Raw genomic sequence first — 19,908 nt, forward strand, 5'->3', positions numbered from 1 at the left:
ACGCTCGAGACGGTGTCGGTAAGCGCTGGCACACTGCCGCCATGGGGGAACCATTCATCGGCAGCGAGGCAGTTGCCGCCGGTATCACGTCACCCAATCAGCTGCGACGGCACTTCACCCGGGTGTTCCGCGACGTCTATGTCAGCCAAGGTACCGAGCTGACACCCCTGCTGCGTGCCTGCGGTGCATGGCTGTGGTCCCGACGCCGCGGCGTGATCGCCGGCTTCTCTGCCGCGGCATTGCATGGCAGCAAGTGGGTCGATAACGCGCGGCCAGTCGACATCATTCACGACAACCGGCATCCGCTGCCAGGTTTGCAGATCTGGGGAGACCGGATCGAGAGTGACGAGTTCGAGCTGATAGCTGGCGTTCCGGTAACAACTGCCGTTCGGACTGCGCTTGACCTTGGCTGTTGGTATCCGACTATGACAGCGGTCGCAGCAGTCGATGCGCTGGCTCGGGCGACCGAACTCAAGACGGCCGACGTCGAGTTGCTGGCGGCGCGGTACCGAGGACGTCGGGGTGTTGAGCGTGCTCGTGTGTCACTCGATCTTGTCGATCCGGGCGCGCAGTCACCGAAAGAGACTTGGCTGCGCGTCGTTCTGATCCAGGCTGGGCTGCCTCGACCGCAGACGCAGATTCCGGTGCTCGACGAATGTGGCAATGCGATCGCGTATCTGGACATGGGCTGGGAGGACGTCAAAGTCGCCGTGGAGTACGACGGCGATCATCATCGCAGCGATCGCTCGCAATTCGGTTGGGATATCAGGCGATTGGAGAGGTTGCAGCACAAGGGCTGGATCGTGATCCGGGTCGTCGCGGGGGACCGACCGGCGGAGATCGTCCGGCGAGTCCGCGCAGCCCGCGCCCGTCGAACGTGACGGTGCAGTCACCCCGGAGCCCGAACGTGACTGCCGCGGCACGCTCGGCCGCGGCAGAGCAGCCCTAGGCCGGGATTAGTTCGACCCCGGACAGCACCACTGCGTTGTCGCGCGAAGGCGCGACAACGCTGGCCAGCAAGCGGTTGCCGTCTTTCCAGATGCCGACCTTGAGCGTCTCGCCGGGAAATGCCACACCGGCGAAGCGCGCGCCGTAAGCGGCCACCGCGGAAGCGTCGCCGTCCAGCAGCGCATCGACGATGGCCTTGCACGTCATGCCATAGGTGCACAGGCCATGCAGGATCGGCTGGGAAAAGCCTGCTGCGGCGGCGAATTCGGGATCGGAGTGCAACGGGTTGCGATCGCCACACAGCCGGTACAACAGCGCTTGCTGCGGCAGGATCGGTACGTCGACCTCAAGGTCGGGAGCACGATCGGGAGCTCCGTCCGACGACGACGGCCCACGCTCACCGCCGAATCCGCCTTCACCGCGGGCGAAGATCGACCGCCGCTGCGTCCATAGCACGGTCCCGTCCGGCGCAGACGCGGTCGTCTCGCTCCAGATCACCGCGGCCTTGCCCTTGTCCCAGATATCGGTGAACCGGGTGACCGCCGTGGCGGAGCCCGACGGTGGCAGCGGTCCAGGTACTTCGATCCGCTCGCTGGCGTGCAGCACCTTGCCCAATTCGATGTCGATGCCGGGGAACTGCACCGTCGGCGGCTTGGTCATATGGAAGGACGCCGCGACATTGCCGAACGTCGGCAGCACCTGTGGAGTGTCGTCGATCAGGTAGCGCAATTCGCGCGGGTCCATCGGGTCGCGGCCGGCACCAAGCCCCAGGTGATACAGCTGGATATCGCTACTGGACCAAGAGAATTCGAGGGGCTCCAGCTCAGCGGCCAGCGCGACTTCTACGTCGATCGGCATGTCAGTTCTCCCCCGCGATGTGCAGTGCGGCGAGGTATCCGAAGGTCATCGCCGGTCCAATGGTGCCGCCCGGGCCGGGGTAGGTGTGCCCCATCACCGGTGCACTGACGTTGCCCGCGGCGTAGAGGCCGTCGATGATGCTGCCGTCGTCGCGTAGCGCACGGCCGTTGACGTCGGTGCGGATACCACCCTTGGTGCCCAGGTCGCCCGGCACCATCTTGGCCGCGTAATACGGCGCCTGGGCGAGCTCGCCCAGGTTCGGGTTGGGCTTGTTGGTCGGGTCGCCGTAGTACCTGTCATAGGCGCTCTGGCCGCGGCGGAAGTCCTCGTCCACACCCGCGCGGGCGAAGCCGTTGAATCGGGCCACGGTTGCGTTGAACTCGGCGACCGGCAGGCCTGCCTTCTCGGCTAACTCCTCGAGTGTGTCGGCCCGGATGATGACACCGGACTCCATCCATTTCGTCGGAATACGTTGTCCTGGCTGCAATCCGGCGAAGATGTAGCGGTCCCGGTACTGCTGGTCGAACACCAGCCAGGCGGGAATGTTTTCGCCCGGCCCCGGCCCCTGGCCGAACTCCCCGCCGTACATGTGGTGGCAGGCTTCGACGTAGGGCATCGACTCGTTCATGAATCGCTTGCCGGACATGTTGACGATGATCGACCCCGGCGAGTTGCGCTCGGACAACGCGAACCACGGTGCACCGACCAGCGGCACCGTTGGTCCCCACCACGCGTCTTCCATGATATCCAGTGCGGCGCCGAGCTTTTCGCCTGCGATGATGCCGTCACCGGTGTTTGCCTTGGCGCCGACAGTCCACTCGGTGGTGATCGGTGCGCGCTGGTACTTCACCCGCATCTGCTCGTTGTGCTCGAAACCACCGCTGGCCAGGATCACGCCGCGCCGTGCCCGGAGCAGTTGCGGCTCAGCAGATTCCGACGCTCCGGTGTCGCGGACATAGACGCCGCGCACCACGCCGTCTTCGACATACAGGTCGGTGAGCGCGGTGTTCAGCTGGACGGGAACCCCGGCCCGCTGCAACCCGATCCGCAACGGAGCGATCAGCGCCCTGCCCATGCCGACCAGGTTCTTACCGGTTGCCTTCGCCCACATCGTGCGAGCGCCGACCTTCAAGCTGCGCAGCACTCCCCGAGGGTGCCGCTTGAGCATGTTGAGTCGCACGTAGTCCTGCTGCATCACAACCACATTGAGTGGCACTTTGCCGTAGGCAGGTTCGAGTCCGGCTTCGTCTTCGCCGAGCTTGCGCGCATTGAACGGCTTCGGCTCGATCGAGCGTCCCTCTGCGCGGCCGCCCGGCGCCTCCGGGTAGTAGTCGGAGTACTTCGGCACCCAGCACATCTTCAACGGCGTGTGCTTCAAAACGAACGAAAGCATCTCGGGACCGCGCTGCAGGTAGGTATCGATGCGCTCCGGCTCGACGGCCTTGCCGATGATGCCGTGCAGGTAAGTGCGGGCCGCGTCGGCCGTGTCCTTCACCCCGTCGCGCTTGAGGACCTCGTTGTTCGGGATCCACACACCGCCGCCGGAACGAGCAGTGGAGCCGCCGAAATGCGGGGCCTTTTCGATGACTACTGTCGAAAGGCCTCCGTGCGCGGCTGCAAGGGCAGCCACCATGCCGGCTCCGCCGCTTCCGACCACGACGACGTCGTACTCCTGCGCTGTCATGTAGAACACGTTATAGAATTGCCCGGGCTGGCCGCTACCGGCCCGGTCAAACGGACGAGGGGACTTCGGTAAATGCTCAGTGTTGCGATCCGCGACGAGCTGGCCGCCGACCTGGCGCAAGCCGAACGCAGCCGGCTGCCAATTCCGCCGCTGACGTCCGCCCACCCAGACATCGACGTCGTCGACGCCTACGAGATCCAGCTGATCAACATCCGGCAGCGGGTCGCCGAGGGTGCCCGCGTGCTGGGCCATAAAGTCGGTCTGTCCAGCAAGGCGATGCAGCAAATGATGGGGGTCGACGAGCCGGACTACGGCCACCTGCTCGACGAGATGCAGGTGTTCGAGGACACCCCGGTCAGGGCCGACAAGTACCTGTTTCCGCGGGTGGAGGTCGAGGTGGGCTTCATCCTGTCCGCCGACCTGCCGGGTGCCGGGTGCACCGAAGAGGACGTGCTGGCGGCCACCGAGGCCCTGGTGCCATCGATCGAGTTGATAGACACCAGGATCACCGACTGGAAGATCGGGTTGTGCGACACCATCGCCGATAACGCGTCTTCGGCGGGTTATGTGCTGGGGAAGGCGCGGGTATTGCCGGCCGACCTCGACGTCAAGACGATCGACGCGGTGCTGACCCGCAACGGCGAGGTGATCGCCGAGGGTCGCAGCGACGCCGTGTTGGGAAACCCGGTGACCGCGGTGGCCTGGTTGGCTCGCAAGGTGGAAGGCTTCGGGGTGAGGCTGCGTAAAGGTGACGTAGTGCTTCCCGGCTCCTGCACAAAGGCGATCGATGCTCGCCCCGGCGACGAGTTCGTCGCCGACTTCACGGGGCTGGGCACAGTTCATTTGTCGTTTGAATAGGCTCGGATTAGTTTTGAATCAGTCGATTTAAGGCTTCGAAAAAGGGAGCATCATGCCGTCGAAGGCAAGCGTCGCCATTGTGGGGTCGGGGAACATCAGCACCGACTTGCTCTACAAGCTACTGCGATCGGACTGGCTGGAACCGCGCTGGATGGTAGGGATCGACCCGGAAAGCGAAGGCCTGGCGCGGGCTCGCAAGCTGGGTCTGGAGACCACCCATGAGGGGGTCGACTGGCTACTCGCCCAGTCCGAGAAGCCGGACATGGTGTTCGAGGCCACCAGCGCCTATGTGCACCGGGACGCGGCGCCCAAGTACGAGGCCGCCGGCATCCGGGCCATCGACCTGACGCCGGCCGCGGTGGGCCCGGCGGTCATCCCGCCGGCGAATCTGCGCCAGCATCTGGATGCCCCGAACGTGAACATGATCACCTGTGGCGGGCAAGCCACCATCCCGATCGTGTACGCGGTCTCGCGAGTCGTGAAGGTGCCCTACGCCGAGATCGTGGCATCGGTGGCATCGCTGTCCGCCGGCCCCGGCACGCGCGCGAACATCGACGAGTTCACCAAGACCACCAGCAGGGGCGTCGAGACAATCGGTGGGGCGCAGCGCGGTAAGGCGATCATCATCTTGAACCCGGCCGATCCGCCGATGATCATGCGCGACACCATCTTCTGCGCCATCCCCGAGGATGCCGATCGCGACGCGATCGCCAAATCCATCCACGACGTGGTGGCCGAGGTGCAGACCTATGTCCCCGGATATCGGCTGCTCAACGATCCGCAGTTCGACGACCCGTCGATGCACTCCGGCGGTCAGGCCCTGGTCACGACGTTCGTTGAAGTCGAGGGTGCCGGCGATTACCTGCCCCCGTACGCGGGAAATCTCGACATCATGACGGCCGCGGCCACGAAGGTCGGCGAAGAGATCGCGAAGGAATCCTTGTCCGCAACGGCGGGAGGAGCACAGGCATGAGTACCGACATCTTCTTCAACCCGGTTTGGGACGTCCGCATGACGGACACGTCGCTGCGCGACGGCTCACACCACAAGCGCCACCAATTCACCTCCGATGAGGTCCAGGCCATCGTTACCGCCCTCGACGCGGCCGGGGTGCCGGTGATCGAGGTGACCCACGGCGACGGACTGGGCGGCTCGTCGTTCAACTACGGCTTCTCCAAGACCCCCGAGCAAGAGCTGATCAAACTCGCCGCCGAGACGGCCAAAGAAGCCAAGATCGCGTTCTTGATGCTGCCGGGCGTGGGCACCAAGGAGGACATCAAACAGGCTCAGGACAATGGTGGGTCGATCTGCCGGATCGCCACGCATTGCACCGAGGCGGACGTCTCGATCCAGCACTTCGGTCTGGCTCGCGAGCTGGGCCTGGAAACCGTCGGGTTCTTGATGATGGCTCACACCATCGCGCCGGAGAAGCTGGCCGCCCAGGCCCGCATCATGGCGGATGCCGGCTGTCAGTGCGTCTACGTCGTCGACTCGGCCGGCGCCCTGGTGCTCGACGGCGTCGCCGACCGGGTGCAGGCGCTGGTTGCCGAGCTCGGCGACGACGCCCAGGTCGGTTTCCACGGGCACGAGAACCTCGGGCTCGGGGTGGCCAACTCGGTCGAGGCCGTGCGCGCGGGTGCCAAGCAGATCGACGGCAGCGTGCGCCGGTTCGGCGCCGGTGCGGGCAACGCGCCGGTCGAGGCCCTGATCGGGGTGTTCGACAAGATCGGCGTCAAGACCGGTATCGATTTCTTCGACATCGCCGACGCCGCTGAGGACGTGGTGCGCCCGGCGATGCCGGCCGAGTGCCTACTCGACCGCAACGCGCTGATCATGGGCTACTCCGGGGTCTACTCGAGCTTCCTCAAGCACGCCGTCCGTCAGGGCGAGCGCTACGGCGTCCCGGCTCACGAGCTGTTGCACCGGGCGGGCCAGCGCAAGCTGATCGGTGGCCAGGAAGACCAGCTCATCGACATCGCGCTGGAGATCAAAAGGGAGCGAGACGGCGGCGCCGCGGTCGCGCGCTGACTGCACCCGCGCACAGTCTGGACACAGCCCGGACATAGCTGGTGTGGGTAGCCTCACCCACATGAGCACATCCAACACACGCGGCCTTCGTCGTCGCGGACTGTACGGCCTGCTCGCCGGGGGGCTACTGACTACTACCGCCGCGACGCTGATCGCACTGCCCGTAGCTAATGCGGATCCGTGCAATCAGACCGTGGGTCAGTCCATCGACGCGTACCTAACGCGCCATCCCGACGTCAAGGCGTCGCTGTCCGCCAAGTCGGCGGCGGAGGGCGGCGGCCCCAACGTGATGGACTACCTGAGTCGGCATCCCGATGTGCGGCAGCATCTGGTCGACCTGTCGCAGCAGTGCGCCTCGTAGCGATCGGCGGGGTTAGTCTTTCAAGTCGGTAAACGTGAGCGGCGACGCGCGGGAATGTTCGCCATTGACGAAAAAGTAGAACACGTTCTAGCGTCTAGGCGTGTCCACCCACTCCTTTTCCGATCCCCTAACCTCCGCGATCGCCGAGGCCGAGAAACTGGTCGCCGCCGCACCGCATATTGAGACCGAAGCCGACCTGCTCGAAGGAATGCAATATCTGGCCGGGTGTATCTCGGCGTGTATCCATCTGGCCGTCGACTATGACCGCGACCATCCCTTCCTGCAGTCGGGAACCGGCCCGTTCACCAAGATGGCCCTGGACAACCCTGACACCCTGTACTTCGGCACCCGGGTGCACGCCAACCACGGGTACGTCGTCACCGGCCGGCGCGGCACCACCACCGACCTGAGCTTCCAGTTGCTCGGCGGCGAGTACACCGACGACAACGTGCCCGCCAGCCAGGCCGCGTTCGATGACCGCGAGCTTGAGATCGCGGCCGACGGGACCTTCGAGTGGCGGGTGACACCGACCAGCCCGGGGCAGTTGGTGATGCGCGAGGTGTACGGCGATTGGTCGGCTCAACGCGGCACGCTGGCTATCGCCCGCACCGATACCGCGGGCACCGCACCGCCGCCGCTGACTCGCGACCTAATCCAAAAGCGTTATGCCACAGCGGGAAAGCAGTTGGTGCAACGGGTGAAGACCTGGCTGCAATTCCCGCAGTGGTTCTATGACAATCTCCCGGTCAACACCATGGTGGCGCCCCGGTTGACGCCGGGCGGGCTGGCCACCCAGTACTCGTCGGTCGGGCATTGGGATCTGCGGCCCGACCAGGCGCTGGTGATCACGATTCCGGTCAGCGACGCGCCCTACCTCGGCTTCCAGCTCGGCAGCCTGTGGTACATCTCGCTGGACTACATCAACCACCAGACGTCGCTGAACAACACGCAGGCACAGGCGGATCCGGACGGAAAGGTTCGCATCGTGGTCGCCGACCAGAATCCGGGCGTGACCAACTGGGTCGAGACGCTAGGCCACCGTCGCGGGTATCTGCAGTTCCGCTGGCAACGGGTATCGCGTGAGCTGACCGATGCGGACGGGCCTACCGTGGAGCTGGTTGACCTCGACGCGGTGGCCAGCAAGTTGCCGTATTTCGAGCACAACAAGATTTCCGAGGATGACTGGCGCGCGCGAATTGCACTGCGCCACCAACAAATTCAAGCAAGGATGCTGGGATGACGAAGCTGCTCGACGGCAAGGTTGTGGTGATCAGTGGTGTCGGCCCGGGCCTGGGCACCACGCTGGCGCACCGGTGCACGCGGGAGGGAGCCGATCTGGTGCTGGCAGCCCGCACCCCAGAACGCCTGGACGACGTCGCCAAGCAGATCGCCGACGCCGGCGGTCGTGCGGCGACGGTGCGCACCGACATCACCGACGACGACCAGGTGAACAACCTCGTTGCGCAGACCTTGGAGGCCTACGGCAGGGTCGATGTGCTGGTCAACAACGCCTTTCGGGTGCCGTCGCTGAAACCGTTCTCGGGCACACCTTTCAGCATATTCGCGACGCTATCGAACTCAGCGCGCTTGGCGCGCTGCGGCTCATCCAGGGCTTCACGCCGGCGCTTGCCGAGTCGAAGGGCTCGGTGGTCAACGTCAACTCCATGGTGATTCGGCACTCGCAGGCGAAGTACGGCGCCTACAAGATGGCCAAGTCCGCGCTGCTGGCGATGTCGCATTCGCTGGCCACCGAACTGGGTGAGCAGGGGATTCGCGTCAATTCCGTTGCACCTGGCTACATCTGGGGCGAGACGCTGCAGGGCTACTTCAATCACCAAGCCGGCAAGTACGGCACCACGGCAGAGGAGATCTATGCGGCGACCGCGGCGAACTCCGACCTGAGGCGGCTGCCGACCGAGGATGAGGTGGCCTCGGCGATTCTGTTCATGGCCAGCGACCTGTCCAGCGGTATCACCGGGCAGACCCTGGACGTCAATTGCGGGGAGTACCACAACTGATGGCAGAGCGCACCGACGTCGGCACTGTCGAGGACATGCACGCGTCGGCAATAAAGCTGGTCGGACTCGACGACTTCGGCGTCGACGACGACAACTACCGCGAAGCCCTCGGTGTACTGCTGGAGTCCTACCAGCGTGATGCGGGCCTAACCGGGTTGGGCAGCAAGATGAATCGATTCTTCCTGCGCGGCGCACTGGTAGCCAGGCTGTTCTCCGAGTCCGCCTGGAAGCAATACCCCCAGCACACTGAGGTCGGCATCGAGCGGCCGATCTTCGTCACCGGGCTGCCGCGCACCGGCACCACGATTCTGCATCGCCTGCTCGGCGCGGACCCGGCCCATCAGGGCCTGCACTTGTGGCTGGCCGAGTTCCCGCAGCCGCGTCCGCCTCGTGACACCTGGGACTCCAACCCGTGGTACAGCCAGCTGAACGCGCAGTTCGACAAGGCTCACGCGGAGAACCCCGAGTACACCGGCCTGCATTTCATGGCCGCATACGAGCTGGAGGAGTGCTGGCAGCTGTTACGGCAGTCGCTGCATTCGGTGTCATACGAGACGTTGTCGCACCTACCCACCTATTCCCAGGGGCTGTCCCGGCAGGACTGGAAGCCGTCATATCAGCGGCACCGCCGAAACCTCCAGTTGATCGGGCTGAACGATGCCGAAAAGCGTTGGGTGCTCAAGAATCCCAGCCACCTGTTCGCGCTGGACGCATTGATGGCGACCTACCCGGATGCCCTGGTGATCCAGACCCACCGGCCGGTGGAGACGATCATGGGTTCGATGTGCTCGCTTGCGCAGCACACCGCCGAGGGATGGTCGACGACCTTCTCGGGCGCCCAGATCGGTGCCGACTCAATGGAGACGTGGTCGCGCGGTTTGGAGCAGTTCAACACCGCACGCGCCAAGCACAACCCGGCTCAGTTCTATGACGTTGCCTATCGCGATCTGATCGACGATCCGCTTGGGACGGTCGCCAACGTGTACGACCACTTCGGCATGACGCTGACCGACGAGGCCCGAAAGGCGATGGAGGACAGCCACGCCGAGAGTCAGACCGGGGCCCGGGCTCCCAAGCACAAGTACTCGCTGGCCGACTACGGGCTCACCGCCGACGAGGTCAAGGAGCGGTTCGCCGGGCTGTGACCTAGCTGTTGACCTTTTCGGGCCCAAACCACACGCCGTCGGGAGATCCGATCGCACCGGCTTGTTCACGGGCCGAGGCGAGCTCAGCAGAAGCCGCGAATTGCCTTGCCGCTTCTATGTTCTGCATGTCCATGACGACGATGATGGTATCGGGATCGGTTCCGTCCAGGTAGGTCCCGGTCACCACCAGCCCGTGCCGGCGCCGGATTGCGTCGAGCCCTGGATCACCGAAGATGGCGTTCCATTGCCCGACGTCAGCGACTCGATGTCTGACAAGCATGACTCCCGTCACGAGAACCTCCCAGAGCAGACACGATGTCCACATTTGTAGACATCCATCAGGCTAGCGTGGCGGCATGACTTTGTCTACAGTCGTAGACAAAGTGAAGGGAGCCGCCTGATGGCTGATCTGCCGCCGCCGCGGCGCCGCGACGCCAGCGCCACGAAAGCCCGACTGCTGGATGCGGCCCGCGAACTGTTTCTGAGCCAGGGTTACAGCGCTGTCGGATTGCGTGAGGTGGCGGGGCGTGCCGGAGTTGATGTCACACTTGTTCGCCGCTATTTCGGCTCTAAACAACAACTTTTCGAGGCTGCCACGGATGTCTCAGGCAACCTGGACGAGATCCGGAATGCACCCGACAACGCAGTGGGGCAGCAGATGATTGCACGCGTCCTAGCATCGCGCCAGGACGTCGATGCGCCGCTTTTCGCACTGCTGCGGTCCAGCGAGGATCCTTCGGTAGTGGCTCGACTGAACGCGCAACTCGATGCCGGCATCACCCGCAACTTGGCCAAGCGCATAACGGCTGACCACGCCAGGATCCGTGCCGACATGGTCACCGCACTGCTGTTAGGTATCGGCGTGCAGCGTGTCCTGCTACAGAAGAGACCGATAGTCAGCGCGCGTGACGAGGACATCACCGCGGTGTTCCTCGACGCATTCGAGGCGATTACTCAACTGCCCCACCGGCGTTGAGTCAGTCGCTGTCCGGCCGGTCGAGATAGCCCTCGGCGACCGCATGTTCGATGCTGTCACTCAGCCTGGGGCACGACCTGGTTCGTGCGGTGTCGCCGCCGGACTCACGCACTTCGGCAAAGTGGGCGCACCGCTGCGACGCCGCGGCATTCCATTGCACCGCGGTGTGTCCCGGCCCCAGCCTGCGAACGGTCACCGTGACGTGGCAGAAGCGGCAATCCACCGGTTGCAGGCCCGATGTGAGATAGCGCTCCCGGTCGGCACGGCTAGCCTCGCGGACCGCGGCCGCGCGCTGCGGGTCGTCGGCGAAATCTCTTGACTTCGACCAGGTTCCAGACCCGCCGTCGCGAGCTGGCTTGTCGTCCTCGTGATCGTGGCCGTCCCCGTGTAGCAACAGCATCGACCGGGCGAGCCGATCGACGTCGGGAACCGCCGGCTGATCGTCAGGCATCAGAATCAGTGCCGTTCGGCTGGAACTTCTTCGGCCGCAGGGGCTTCGGCATCCTGTGCCTTCAGGTTCTCGGCGACCTCGACGTTCCAGTGTTCAATGGCGCGGGTGGTGTCCACCTCGATCTCGAAGCGCGCCACCATTTCCGGCTCGACGTCAGCGGCATCGACATAGAACTGCTGATACCAGCGACGCAACTGGTATACGGCGCCGTCTTCCTCGACCAGCAGCGGGTTGTCGATTCTGGTCTTGTGCTTCCAGATTTCGACGTCCTGCAGGAAGCCCTTGCTGACACCCTCGGTGAAAACCTTGGATAGCTTGTTGGTCATCTTTTCGTCCATGCCCTTGGGCTTTTCGACGATGACGCCCCATTGCAGCACGAACGAGTTCTGGGTCACCGGGTAGTGGCAGTTGATCAGAATCGACTCGGCCTTGTAGCCGCCGTAGCTGTTGTGCAGCCAGTTGATCATGAACGACGGACCGAAGTAGGACGCTTCGGAATCCAGGTGAGCCTCGCCGTAGGAAGTGCCCAGATCGTTGACATCGGGCCGGCCCACGTTGTGCAGGTACTGCGAGGCGACATGGCCCTCGAAGACGTTCTTGAAGTACGTCGGCAACCCGAAGTGGATGTAGAAGAAGTGCGCCATATCGGTGACGTTGTCGATGATGTCGCGGCAGTTGGACCCCTCGATGAGGATGCTGTTCCAACGCCACTCGGTCCACTCGTCACTGTGGGATTCCGGGATGTCCGGAATTTGGACGGCCGGGTCCGGCGGGTTGTTCTCGTGATCGTGCCAAACGAACAGCAGACCACCGCGCACGTCGGTCGTCCAGGAGCGGGTCCGCGCCGTTTTGGGTGTCCGCTTGGCGTAGGGCACCAACTTGCAGCGGCCATCGCCGCCCCAACGCCAGTCGTGAAACGGGCACGCGATCTCGTCGCCTTTGATGGTGCCCTCGGACAGATCCCCGCCCATGTGGCGGCAGTAGCCGTCGAGGACCTTGACGTCCCCGTGCGAGTCTGCGAAGACCACCAGCTTGGTGCCGAATGCCTCGACGGAGTGCGGCTTACCGTCCTGGAAGTCCTTTGCCACGCCCAGGCAGTGCCAGCCGCGGGCGTACCTGGTCGGCAACGCGCCGGGATCGATTTCCCGGATGCCGACCGCTTTTGTGTCGGTAGTCACCTGTCACCTCCAACTTGCTTGCCCTCTAACTAGAACACGTTACAGTTTTGACCCACGGACGCGCAACGACAGCGGCTCTAGCTGCGTTGTCTCGGGAGGTGCTTGATGCTTGGGGTATATCTAGACGATGCCACTGTTCGCATTTGAGGGTCGGGCGCCACGGATCGATCCGACGGCTTTCGTGGCGCCGACCGCGACCCTGATCGGCGATGTCACGGTCGAGGCCGGGGCGTCGGTCTGGTTCAACACCGTACTTCGCGGCGACTATGGGCCGATCGTCGTGCGAGAGGGCGCCAATGTGCAGGACGGGTCGGTGTTGCACGCCCCTCCCGGGATCCCCGTCGATATCGGACCGGGTGCCACGGTGGCTCATCTGTGCGTCATCCACGGAGTTCACGTCGGTTCAGAGGCACTGATCGCCAACCACGCCACTGTTCTGGACGGCGCGGTGATCGGCGCCCGCAGCTTGGTCGCCGCCCATTCTCTGGTCACGGCAGGCACTCAGATTCCGGCTGGCGTGCTCGTCGTCGGGTCGCCGGCACAAATCAAGGGCCCGATCGCCGGAACCGGCGCCGAGATGTGGATCAACCTGAATCCGCAGGCCTACCGCGAGCTGGCGCAACGCCATCTCAACGGGTTGGAGGCGATCTAGAGCTTCTGGGTATTGGCGGCCGCGCGGTCCATCTCCCAATAGGCGCGCAGGGCCACCATCTTGCCCTCGTCGTTCGCCTTATAGGTGAACACGCCCTCGGCAGTCGTCTGGTACTCGCCCGTGGTGATCAGGATGTGCCCGACGTTGGCTTCCTCGTTGCCGCACTGATAGGTGTCGCGGAAGACGAACTCGATTTTGGTGGTGGGGGCGATGGCCTTGTCCCAAAACGCCGAGATCGCGTCACGGCCGCGGTGTCCTTTGCCTTCGGGGTCGAACACCGAGGGTCCGATGGGGTCCTCGACAATGCCGTCGTCGGCGAAGACCGCCAGCCAGGCTTCCTTGTCCCTGGCCATCACTGCCTCGCGGGAGCGGCGGCCGGCCTCATGCGCGGGATGCGCGGTCATGCGTTTACTTTCTCGGGTTTGTCAGCACCGACCACCCACATGGAGTAGTACTGCGAACCCCCACCGTAGGCGTGTCCCAACGCTTTTCGGGCGTTGGGTACCTGGTGGTCGCCGCCCTTGCCCATCACCTGGATTGCCGCCTCGGCGAAGCGAATCAGGCCCGAGGCGCCGATCGGGTTCGACGAGAGCACGCCACCGGACGCGTTCACCGGCAGCCGTCCGCCGATCTTGGTTTCGCCGGCTTCGGTGAGCTTCCAGCCCTCACCCTCGGCGGCAAACCCCAGGTTCTCCAACCACATCGGCTCGAACCAGGAGAACGGTACGTAGATCTCGGCGGCATCGATCTCGTCGATCGGGCTCTTGATGCCGGCTGCCTTCCACAGGGCAGCTGCGGCGTCGCGACCGGCCTGCGGACTGACCTGGTCGCGGCCCGAGAACTGCAGCGGCTCGGTGCGCAACGCGGTGGCATGGATCCAGGCCACCGGCTGTCCTTGTGCCACCCGGGCTTCGGCGACTTCCTGGTTGCCGATGACCACCGCTGCTGCACCGTCGGAGGACGGGCAGGTCTCGTCGTAGCGGATCGGGTCCCACAGCATGGGGGACTCCATCACCTTTTCCACCGTGATGTCGGGCTGGTGCAGATGGGCCAGCGGGTTGCGGACCCCGTTGAGCCGATCCTTGACCGCGACGATGGCACCGATGTTCAACGGAGCGCCCGAGCGGCGGATGTAGGACCGCACGTGCGGGGCGAAATAGCCACCCGCCCCGGCGCCGACCGGCTTAATGAAGGGGATCGGAATCGACAACGCCCACATGGCATTTGATTCCGACTGCTTCTCCCATGCCATCGCCAGCACGCGCCGATACTTGCCGGACTGCACCAGGCTGGCGGCCACCACCGCGGTGGACCCACCGACCGAACCCGCGGTGTGCACCCGGATCAGTGGTTTGCCGGTGGCGCCGACGGCGTCGGCCATGAACAGCTCCGGCATCATGACGCCCTCGAAGAAGTCCGGCGCCTTGCCGACCACGACCGCGTCGATGTCGGCGAAGGTCGAACCGGAGTCTTCCAGCGCACGGTCGATCGCCTCGCGCACCAGGCCGTTCATCGAAACGTCCTTGCGCTTAGCTACGTACTTGGTTTGCCCGGTACCCAGTACCGCGGCGAGGTGCGCACCTGCACCGGCCATCAGTTCTTTCCTTCCATGACCGCGACCAAGTTCTGTTGCAGCGCAGGCCCGCTGGTGGCGTGCGCCAGCACCCGGTTCGCAGAACCATCCCAGATATGTTGTGCTGCAAATCCGATTCGTTCGAGGCCGGCAACGAACATGGGGTTGGCCGACAGCGCACCGCCGGACGGATTGACTTTCGTCTTCCCTGGGATCCGGATGGCATCCGCCAAGATCAGGTGTTGGTGAGTGAAGGGCGCATGAATCTCGGCAACGTCGAGGTTGGACGTGTTGCCGCCGGTGGCGATCTTGGCCGCCGCCCTGGTGGATGGGGATTCGGTGAGATTGCGTGCACCGAGCACCGGGGTCTCGATGCGATGCTCGATTCCGGTTATCCAGGCTGGGTTTTCGCGCAACTCGCGGGCGCGTTCGTCGGCGGCCAGCACGATCGCGGCCGCGCCGTCGGTGATCGGTGCGATGTCGTGGCGTCGCAGCGGGTCGGCGAAGAAGGGCCGCTCGAGCAGGTCCTCGACATTGACCGCCGACTCCACTTTGTCGACCCGGCGGGCGTTGGCGAACGCATCGAACGCGACGCGAGCCATTTGTATTTCGGTCCACTTGCCGGAGTCGATCCCCATGCGGGCCTGCAGTCCGGCCATCGACACCGAGTCCGGCCACAGTGGTGCGACGGTGTAGGGGTCGGTCTGCCGCGACAGGATCTGACGCAGAATCCCGGCCGAGGACTTGCCGAAGCCATACACCAGCGCGGTGTCGACCTCACCGGTCAGGATCTTGATGTAGGCCTCGTAAAGGGCCCAGGCCGCGTCCATCTCGACGTGCGACTCGTTGATCGGCGGAACAGCTCCAATTGAGTCGATGGCCGAGATGAACGAAAATGCCCGTCCAGCAAGGTAATCAGACGATCCCGAACACCAGAAGCCGATATCGGTCCTGGCGATACCCAGATCTTCGTAGAGCTGGGCGAAGCAGGGTATCAACATCTCGACACCGTTGGTGGTGCCGTCGGTACGGCGGACATGCGGCGCGTGGGCAAAGCCGACCACCGCAACATTGCGTTCGCTCATGTGTAGGTAGGCCCTTTACAGGTGGTGCTTGTAGGTGTCGTACTCGGCGTCCGGCTCACCGGTAGGCCGGAAGTACTCGATATTGTCGATGCCAAATCCCCACTCCTCGCGAGGCCTCCAAATGGCTTCCACGCGCATGCCCATCCGCACCTCGTTCGCGTCGGTGTCGGCGACCAGATGGAGGAAGGGGATGTCGGCGCCGTCGAGCAGCACGTAGGCGGCGACGTAGGGCGGCTTGATGCGCTGGCCCTGGAACGGGATGTTGATGATGGCGAACGTCGTGACGGTGCCCTTGTCCGGCAGCTCGACGAATTCGGTGGTGGGCTGGCCGGTGGCCGGGTCCGCGCCGTGCGGCGGGAAGTAGACCTTGCCACTCTTGCCGGTCTTGGCGCCCAGCAGTTTGCCTTCCGCGATCGCCCGCAGGTAGGCGCTTTCCTCGTGGGAGGCGGTGTGCTGAATGGTCAGCGAGACCGGCGTGACGATCATCGTGACCGGGTCCTGGTCGCCAGAAGTCGGGTCGGCGACGGGTTCTTCCTCCGAGCCCAGCGCGAAGTAGGCGATGTCGGTGATGGCACCCACCGTCTCATCGGCCCAATGCGCATGCACCCGCGCGCCGGTCTTGATCTTGTCCGATTCGCCGGCGTCGACCGCATGCAGCAGCGGGGTGTCGGCGCCGTCCAGCTTGATCAGAGCCCAGGCGAACGGCCGGTCCAGCGGCTGGCCCTCCAGCGGGTCGGGCTGCCAGGTCCAGGACACCACTGTCCCGACAGACGAGACCGGTACCATCTCGCCCAGCGGTTGGTAGGTAACCGGGTCGTACTCCGCCGGTGGCACATGCACCCGGCCGTCCGATCCGCGAACCCCGAGGACGCGGTGCTCACGCAGTGCGGTGAAGAACTTGCTTAGCGTGGTACCGACTGAACGGGTGTAGTCGAAGGACAGAGTTAACGGCGCTGAGAGAGGCGGCTCGGAGTGATCGGTCGTGGTCGGGCCGCTCGAAGTGGCTGTCACGCCTTCGAGTAGAACAGGTTCTAAGAACCGTTTCAACATTGGGTCGTGGTCGGGTCCATTCTGGCCGGGAAAGGCGGAGAAATGAAGCTCGGTTTGCAGCTGGGATATTGGGGCGCTCAGCCGCCGGAGAACCACGCGGAGCTCGTCGGCGAGGCCGAGGCCAGCGGGTTCGACGCCGTGTTCACCGCCGAGGCGTGGGGCTCTGACGCGTACACGCCGCTGGCCTGGTGGGGATCGTCGACGCAGCGGGTCCGACTGGGCACGTCGGTCGTCCAGCTCTCCGCGCGGACACCGACGGCGTGCGCGATGGCCGCGCTGACCCTCGACCACCTGTCCGGCGGGCGGCACATTCTCGGACTCGGCGTGTCCGGGCCGCAGGTCGTGGAGGGCTGGTACGGCCAGTCATTCCCCAAACCGCTGGCCCGCACCCGCGAGTACATCGACATCATCCGGCAGGTGTGGGCCCGCAAGGAGCCGGTGACCAGCGACGGCCCCCACTACCCGCTGCCTTTGAAGGACGGGGCCCGGCGACCGGTTACCGGCCTGGGCAAGCCGCTCAAGCCGATCACCCACCCGCTGCGCGCCGGCATCCCGATCATGCTCGGCGCCGAGGGTCCGAAGAACGTGGCGCTGGCCGCCGAGGTCTGCGACGGCTGGCTGCCGATCTTCTACACGCCGCGGATGGCCGACACCTACAACGAGTGGCTGGACGAGGGCTTCGCCCGGCCGGGCGCACGCCGCAGCCGCGAAGACTTCGAGATCTGCGCGACGGCCAACATCGTCATCACCGAGGACCGCGCCGCTGCGTTTGCGGCCATGAAGCCCTACATCGCGCTCTACATGGGCGGGATGGGCGCCGAGGACACCAACTTCCACGCCGATGTCTACCGCCGGATGGGTTACGCCGAGGTGGTCGACGACGTCACCAAGCTGTTCCGCAGCAACCAGAAGGACAAGGCCGCCCAGATCATCCCCGACGAGGTCATCGACGACGCCGCGATCGTCGGTGACGTCGACTACGTGCGTAAGCAGATCAAGGCCTGGGAGGCCGCCGGCGTCACGATGATGGTGGTCTCTGGTCGCTCTCCCGAGCAGGTCCGAGACCTTGCCGCGCTGATCTAGGCCGGGGCTTGCCCCGTCAGTAGAACGGGTTCTAGATTGACCGGATGACAGCCTCGCAGCACACGATCGCCGGCACGGTGATCACGATGCCGGTGCAGATTCACAAGGCAAATCAGCACATGGCGATGTTCTCGGTCGACGCCGACGCCGCCCAGCACCTGATCGACTACAGCGGCCTGCAGGTCTGCCGGTACCTGCCCAGGCGCGCGATCGTGGTGCTGATGCTGATGCATTACATCGACGGAGACCTGGGCCAGTACTACGAATTCGGCACCAGCGTGATGGTCAACCCGCCCGGGTCGACCGCGAGCGGGCTACGAGCCCTGCAGTCGGCCGGCGCCTTCATTCACCACCTGCCCGTCGACCAGGAATTTACGCTGGAAGCCGGAACCAAGATATGGGGCTATCCGAAAGTCATGGCGGACTTCGCCATTCGTGACGGCCGGCAGTTCGGGTTCGACTGCACGATCGACGGTCAACTGGTGATCGGCATGGACTTCCGTCCCGGCCTGCCGATTCGGCTGACCCCTCGCCAGCAGGCGCAGCGCAGCTACTCACACCGCGACGGGATTACCCGCGAGACCGCCTTCGGGCACACGCTGGACGGCGTGCGGACGCGGCTTGGCGGCGTACGCGTCCGGCTGGGTGATCACCCATACGCGAAAGAGCTTGCATTGCTGGGGCTTCCGAAGCATGCAATGTTGTCCAGCTCTGCTGACCAGGTTCAGATGACATTCGGCGATGCCCAGGAGATCTCATGACGATGACCAAACCCGACGTCGATTTGACGGACGGTGCTTTCTACGCCGGTGACTCCCGGCCTATCTACAAGTGGATGCGCGAGAACGAGCCGGTCTTCAGAGACCGCAACGGGCTGGCCGCGGCCTCGACGTATCAGTCCGTCATCGAGGCCGAGCGCAACCCCGAGCTGTTCTCGAATGCCGGCGGCATCCGACCCGACCAGCCGGGTGTCGAGATGATGATCGAAATGGACGATCCGCAACATCTGTTGCGCCGCAAGCTCGTCAACTACGGCTTCACCCGCAAGCGGGTGAAGAACCTAGAGGCATCGATCACCTCGCTGTGCGACACGCTGATCGACGCGGTGTGCGAACGCGGCGAGTGCGACTTCGTCTGGGACCTCGCCGCGCCCCTGCCGATGGCGGTCATCGGCGACATGCTTGGTGTGCGTCCCGAGGAACGCGCGATGTTTCTCAAGTGGTCCGACGATCTGGTCAGTTCCTTGAGCAGCACCGCGGCCGAGGCGGACGTCCAGGTCACGATGGAGGCCTTCGCCACCTACAGCCAATACATGATGGGCATGATCGAGAGCCGCAAGAACGAGCCGACCGACGACCTGGTCAGCGTTCTCGTGCACGCGGAGGTCGAGGGCGCGCAGCTCGAAGACCACCAGATCGTCACCGAGGTGCTGCTGCTGCTGATCGGCGGCGACGAGACCACCCGGCACACGCTGTCGGGCGGAACTAGGCAACTGCTGCAGCACCCCGATCAGCACCAGCGCCTGGCGGGCGATTTGAGCTTGCTGCCCAACGCAATTGAAGAGATGCTGCGCTGGACCGCGCCGGTGAAGAACATGGCACGCACGATCACCGCGAACACTGAGTTCCACGGCACCGCGTTGCATGAGGGCGAGAAGATGATCCTGCTGTTCGAGTCGGCCAACTTCGACGAGAAGGTCTTCGAAGAGCCGGAGAGCTTCAACATCGAGCGCTACCCGAACAACCACCTCGCGTTCGGCTTCGGCACCCACTTCTGTCTCGGCAATCAGCTCGCCCGGCTGGAATTGTCGATCATGCAGACCCGCCTGCTGCAGCGGCTGCCTGACATGCGGCTGGCTTCTCCGGGTGCCGCCCTGCCGTTACGTCCCGCGAACTTCGTGTCCGGCCTGGAGAAGATGCCGGTGGCCTTCACCCCAAGCGCGCCGCTGGCGTAAGGCGTC

Annotated in this window: 21 protein-coding genes and 1 pseudogene; 13 read left to right on the forward strand and 9 right to left on the reverse strand. The window is 64.6% G+C overall.

The window, feature by feature from the left end:
- The first annotated feature begins 41 nt into the window (after positions 1-41).
- Positions 42-881 (forward strand): hypothetical protein, encoded by an 840-nt coding sequence (locus tag H7K34_RS11250; protein WP_264061975.1) that lies wholly within the window; start codon positions 42-44, stop codon positions 879-881.
- A 64-nt stretch (positions 882-945) separates the two neighbouring features.
- On the opposite strand, the gene H7K34_RS11255 is transcribed toward H7K34_RS11250, so the two are convergent.
- Both H7K34_RS11255 and kstD read right to left on the reverse strand, forming a co-directional pair.
- The gene (locus H7K34_RS11255) at positions 946-1,806 is read right to left on the reverse strand and encodes a MaoC/PaaZ C-terminal domain-containing protein (RefSeq protein ID WP_264061976.1); all 861 of its coding nucleotides are present in this window, start codon (positions 1,804-1,806) and stop codon (positions 946-948) included.
- A gap of 1 nt (position 1,807) precedes the next feature.
- Positions 1,808-3,490 carry a 3-oxosteroid 1-dehydrogenase gene (kstD, locus tag H7K34_RS11260; RefSeq protein ID WP_264061978.1) on the reverse strand — a complete coding sequence of 561 codons (1,683 nt, stop codon included), beginning with the start codon at positions 3,488-3,490 and terminating at the stop codon, positions 1,808-1,810.
- A 72-nt stretch (positions 3,491-3,562) separates the two neighbouring features.
- Here kstD and H7K34_RS11265 point away from each other — a divergent pair, with 72 nt between their 5' ends.
- The 7 genes and pseudogenes from H7K34_RS11265 to H7K34_RS11295 all read left to right on the forward strand — a co-directional run bounded on the left by H7K34_RS11265 (position 3,563) and on the right by H7K34_RS11295 (position 9,900).
- Positions 3,563-4,348, forward strand: coding sequence for a 2-keto-4-pentenoate hydratase (locus H7K34_RS11265; protein WP_264061979.1), 786 nt, complete (start codon positions 3,563-3,565; stop codon positions 4,346-4,348).
- 52 nt (positions 4,349-4,400) lie between these two features.
- Positions 4,401-5,321 carry an acetaldehyde dehydrogenase (acetylating) gene (locus H7K34_RS11270; protein WP_264061980.1) on the forward strand — a complete coding sequence of 307 codons (921 nt, stop codon included), beginning with the start codon at positions 4,401-4,403 and terminating at the stop codon, positions 5,319-5,321.
- Positions 5,318-6,376 (forward strand): 4-hydroxy-2-oxovalerate aldolase, encoded by a 1,059-nt coding sequence (gene dmpG / locus H7K34_RS11275; RefSeq protein WP_108920367.1) that lies wholly within the window; start codon positions 5,318-5,320, stop codon positions 6,374-6,376. The genes H7K34_RS11270 and dmpG overlap by 4 nt, the downstream gene beginning before the upstream one ends.
- A gap of 61 nt (positions 6,377-6,437) precedes the next feature.
- Positions 6,438-6,737 (forward strand): heme-binding protein, encoded by a 300-nt coding sequence (locus H7K34_RS11280; protein WP_264061981.1) that lies wholly within the window; start codon positions 6,438-6,440, stop codon positions 6,735-6,737.
- Positions 6,738-6,837: 100 nt separating this feature from the next.
- Positions 6,838-7,977, forward strand: a complete 1,140-nt coding sequence (locus H7K34_RS11285; RefSeq protein WP_264061982.1) for a hypothetical protein — start codon at positions 6,838-6,840, stop codon at positions 7,975-7,977.
- Positions 7,974-8,755: pseudogene (locus tag H7K34_RS11290) on the forward strand (SDR family oxidoreductase). The gene H7K34_RS11285 and the pseudogene H7K34_RS11290 overlap by 4 nt, the downstream one beginning before the upstream one ends.
- Positions 8,755-9,900, forward strand: coding sequence for a sulfotransferase family protein (locus H7K34_RS11295; protein ID WP_264061983.1), 1,146 nt, complete (start codon positions 8,755-8,757; stop codon positions 9,898-9,900). The pseudogene H7K34_RS11290 and the gene H7K34_RS11295 overlap by 1 nt, the downstream one beginning before the upstream one ends.
- Position 9,901: 1 nt before the next feature.
- Here the strand turns inward: H7K34_RS11295 and H7K34_RS11300 are convergent, their stop codons facing one another.
- Positions 9,902-10,192: a hypothetical protein gene (locus tag H7K34_RS11300; RefSeq protein WP_264061985.1), complete on the reverse strand. Its 291-nt coding sequence runs from the start codon at positions 10,190-10,192 to the stop codon at positions 9,902-9,904.
- A gap of 108 nt (positions 10,193-10,300) precedes the next feature.
- Between H7K34_RS11300 and H7K34_RS11305 the strand changes: the two genes are divergently transcribed.
- Positions 10,301-10,876 (forward strand): TetR/AcrR family transcriptional regulator, encoded by a 576-nt coding sequence (locus H7K34_RS11305; protein WP_264061986.1) that lies wholly within the window; start codon positions 10,301-10,303, stop codon positions 10,874-10,876.
- A 1-nt stretch (position 10,877) separates the two neighbouring features.
- Here H7K34_RS11305 and H7K34_RS11310 read toward each other — a convergent pair whose 3' ends face one another.
- Positions 10,878-11,327 carry a hypothetical protein gene (locus H7K34_RS11310; protein WP_264061987.1) on the reverse strand — a complete coding sequence of 150 codons (450 nt, stop codon included), beginning with the start codon at positions 11,325-11,327 and terminating at the stop codon, positions 10,878-10,880.
- A gap of 5 nt (positions 11,328-11,332) precedes the next feature.
- On the reverse strand, positions 11,333-12,505 hold the full coding sequence (locus tag H7K34_RS11315; RefSeq protein ID WP_264061988.1) for a 3-ketosteroid-9-alpha-hydroxylase subunit A: 1,173 nt from the start codon (positions 12,503-12,505) through the stop codon (positions 11,333-11,335).
- Between the two features lie 127 nt (positions 12,506-12,632).
- Between H7K34_RS11315 and H7K34_RS11320 the strand changes: the two genes are divergently transcribed.
- Positions 12,633-13,157, forward strand: a complete 525-nt coding sequence (locus tag H7K34_RS11320; RefSeq protein WP_108920375.1) for a gamma carbonic anhydrase family protein — start codon at positions 12,633-12,635, stop codon at positions 13,155-13,157.
- Here H7K34_RS11320 and H7K34_RS11325 read toward each other — a convergent pair.
- From H7K34_RS11325 to H7K34_RS11340, 4 genes are read right to left on the reverse strand one after another with little or no spacing between them, the layout of a single operon-like run.
- On the reverse strand, positions 13,154-13,561 hold the full coding sequence (locus H7K34_RS11325) for a nuclear transport factor 2 family protein (RefSeq protein ID WP_264061989.1): 408 nt from the start codon (positions 13,559-13,561) through the stop codon (positions 13,154-13,156). The two genes, H7K34_RS11320 and H7K34_RS11325, sit on opposite strands and share 4 nt — an antisense overlap.
- The gene (locus H7K34_RS11330) at positions 13,558-14,751 is read right to left on the reverse strand and encodes a thiolase domain-containing protein (protein WP_108920377.1); all 1,194 of its coding nucleotides are present in this window, start codon (positions 14,749-14,751) and stop codon (positions 13,558-13,560) included. The genes H7K34_RS11325 and H7K34_RS11330 overlap by 4 nt, the downstream gene beginning before the upstream one ends.
- Positions 14,751-15,815, reverse strand: a complete 1,065-nt coding sequence (locus H7K34_RS11335; protein ID WP_264061990.1) for a thiolase domain-containing protein — start codon at positions 15,813-15,815, stop codon at positions 14,751-14,753. The genes H7K34_RS11330 and H7K34_RS11335 overlap by 1 nt, the downstream gene beginning before the upstream one ends.
- Positions 15,816-15,830: 15 nt before the next feature.
- Positions 15,831-16,826, reverse strand: a complete 996-nt coding sequence (locus H7K34_RS11340; protein WP_264061991.1) for a Zn-ribbon domain-containing OB-fold protein — start codon at positions 16,824-16,826, stop codon at positions 15,831-15,833.
- An 81-nt stretch (positions 16,827-16,907) separates the two neighbouring features.
- On the opposite strand from H7K34_RS11340, the gene H7K34_RS11345 reads away from it, so the two are divergent.
- The 3 genes from H7K34_RS11345 to H7K34_RS11355 are packed head-to-tail and all read left to right on the forward strand — an operon-like array spanning position 16,908 to position 19,902.
- On the forward strand, positions 16,908-17,948 hold the full coding sequence (locus tag H7K34_RS11345) for an LLM class F420-dependent oxidoreductase (protein ID WP_264061992.1): 1,041 nt from the start codon (positions 16,908-16,910) through the stop codon (positions 17,946-17,948).
- Positions 17,949-17,992: 44 nt separating this feature from the next.
- Positions 17,993-18,709 (forward strand): acetoacetate decarboxylase family protein, encoded by a 717-nt coding sequence (locus tag H7K34_RS11350; RefSeq protein ID WP_264061993.1) that lies wholly within the window; start codon positions 17,993-17,995, stop codon positions 18,707-18,709.
- The gene (locus tag H7K34_RS11355) at positions 18,706-19,902 is read left to right on the forward strand and encodes a cytochrome P450 (protein ID WP_372510738.1); all 1,197 of its coding nucleotides are present in this window, start codon (positions 18,706-18,708) and stop codon (positions 19,900-19,902) included. Before H7K34_RS11350 ends, H7K34_RS11355 begins: the two co-directional genes overlap by 4 nt.
- Positions 19,903-19,908 lie beyond the last annotated feature (6 nt).

Source organism: Mycobacterium montefiorense (genome assembly GCF_025823255.1).
Taxonomy (GTDB): Bacteria; Actinomycetota; Actinomycetes; order Mycobacteriales; family Mycobacteriaceae; genus Mycobacterium; species Mycobacterium montefiorense.

What these genes read in the sequence shown, in the direction of transcription:
- H7K34_RS11250 (WP_264061975.1), top strand. Translation starts at nt 42, where the DNA reads ATGGGGGAACCATTCATCGGCAGCGAGGCAGTTGCCGCCGGTATCACG.
- H7K34_RS11255 (WP_264061976.1), bottom strand. Translation starts at nt 1,806, where the DNA reads ATGCCGATCGACGTAGAAGTCGCGCTGGCCGCTGAGCTGGAGCCCCTC.
- kstD (WP_264061978.1), bottom strand. Translation starts at nt 3,490, where the DNA reads ATGACAGCGCAGGAGTACGACGTCGTCGTGGTCGGAAGCGGCGGAGCC.
- H7K34_RS11265 (WP_264061979.1), top strand. Translation starts at nt 3,563, where the DNA reads ATGCTCAGTGTTGCGATCCGCGACGAGCTGGCCGCCGACCTGGCGCAA.
- H7K34_RS11270 (WP_264061980.1), top strand. Translation starts at nt 4,401, where the DNA reads ATGCCGTCGAAGGCAAGCGTCGCCATTGTGGGGTCGGGGAACATCAGC.
- dmpG (WP_108920367.1), top strand. Translation starts at nt 5,318, where the DNA reads ATGAGTACCGACATCTTCTTCAACCCGGTTTGGGACGTCCGCATGACG.
- H7K34_RS11280 (WP_264061981.1), top strand. Translation starts at nt 6,438, where the DNA reads ATGAGCACATCCAACACACGCGGCCTTCGTCGTCGCGGACTGTACGGC.
- H7K34_RS11295 (WP_264061983.1), top strand. Translation starts at nt 8,755, where the DNA reads ATGGCAGAGCGCACCGACGTCGGCACTGTCGAGGACATGCACGCGTCG.
- H7K34_RS11305 (WP_264061986.1), top strand. Translation starts at nt 10,301, where the DNA reads ATGGCTGATCTGCCGCCGCCGCGGCGCCGCGACGCCAGCGCCACGAAA.
- H7K34_RS11310 (WP_264061987.1), bottom strand. Translation starts at nt 11,327, where the DNA reads ATGCCTGACGATCAGCCGGCGGTTCCCGACGTCGATCGGCTCGCCCGG.
- H7K34_RS11320 (WP_108920375.1), top strand. Translation starts at nt 12,633, where the DNA reads ATGCCACTGTTCGCATTTGAGGGTCGGGCGCCACGGATCGATCCGACG.
- H7K34_RS11325 (WP_264061989.1), bottom strand. Translation starts at nt 13,561, where the DNA reads ATGACCGCGCATCCCGCGCATGAGGCCGGCCGCCGCTCCCGCGAGGCA.
- H7K34_RS11330 (WP_108920377.1), bottom strand. Translation starts at nt 14,751, where the DNA reads ATGGCCGGTGCAGGTGCGCACCTCGCCGCGGTACTGGGTACCGGGCAA.
- H7K34_RS11335 (WP_264061990.1), bottom strand. Translation starts at nt 15,815, where the DNA reads ATGAGCGAACGCAATGTTGCGGTGGTCGGCTTTGCCCACGCGCCGCAT.
- H7K34_RS11345 (WP_264061992.1), top strand. Translation starts at nt 16,908, where the DNA reads ATGAAGCTCGGTTTGCAGCTGGGATATTGGGGCGCTCAGCCGCCGGAG.
- H7K34_RS11350 (WP_264061993.1), top strand. Translation starts at nt 17,993, where the DNA reads ATGACAGCCTCGCAGCACACGATCGCCGGCACGGTGATCACGATGCCG.
- H7K34_RS11355 (WP_372510738.1), top strand. Translation starts at nt 18,706, where the DNA reads ATGACGATGACCAAACCCGACGTCGATTTGACGGACGGTGCTTTCTAC.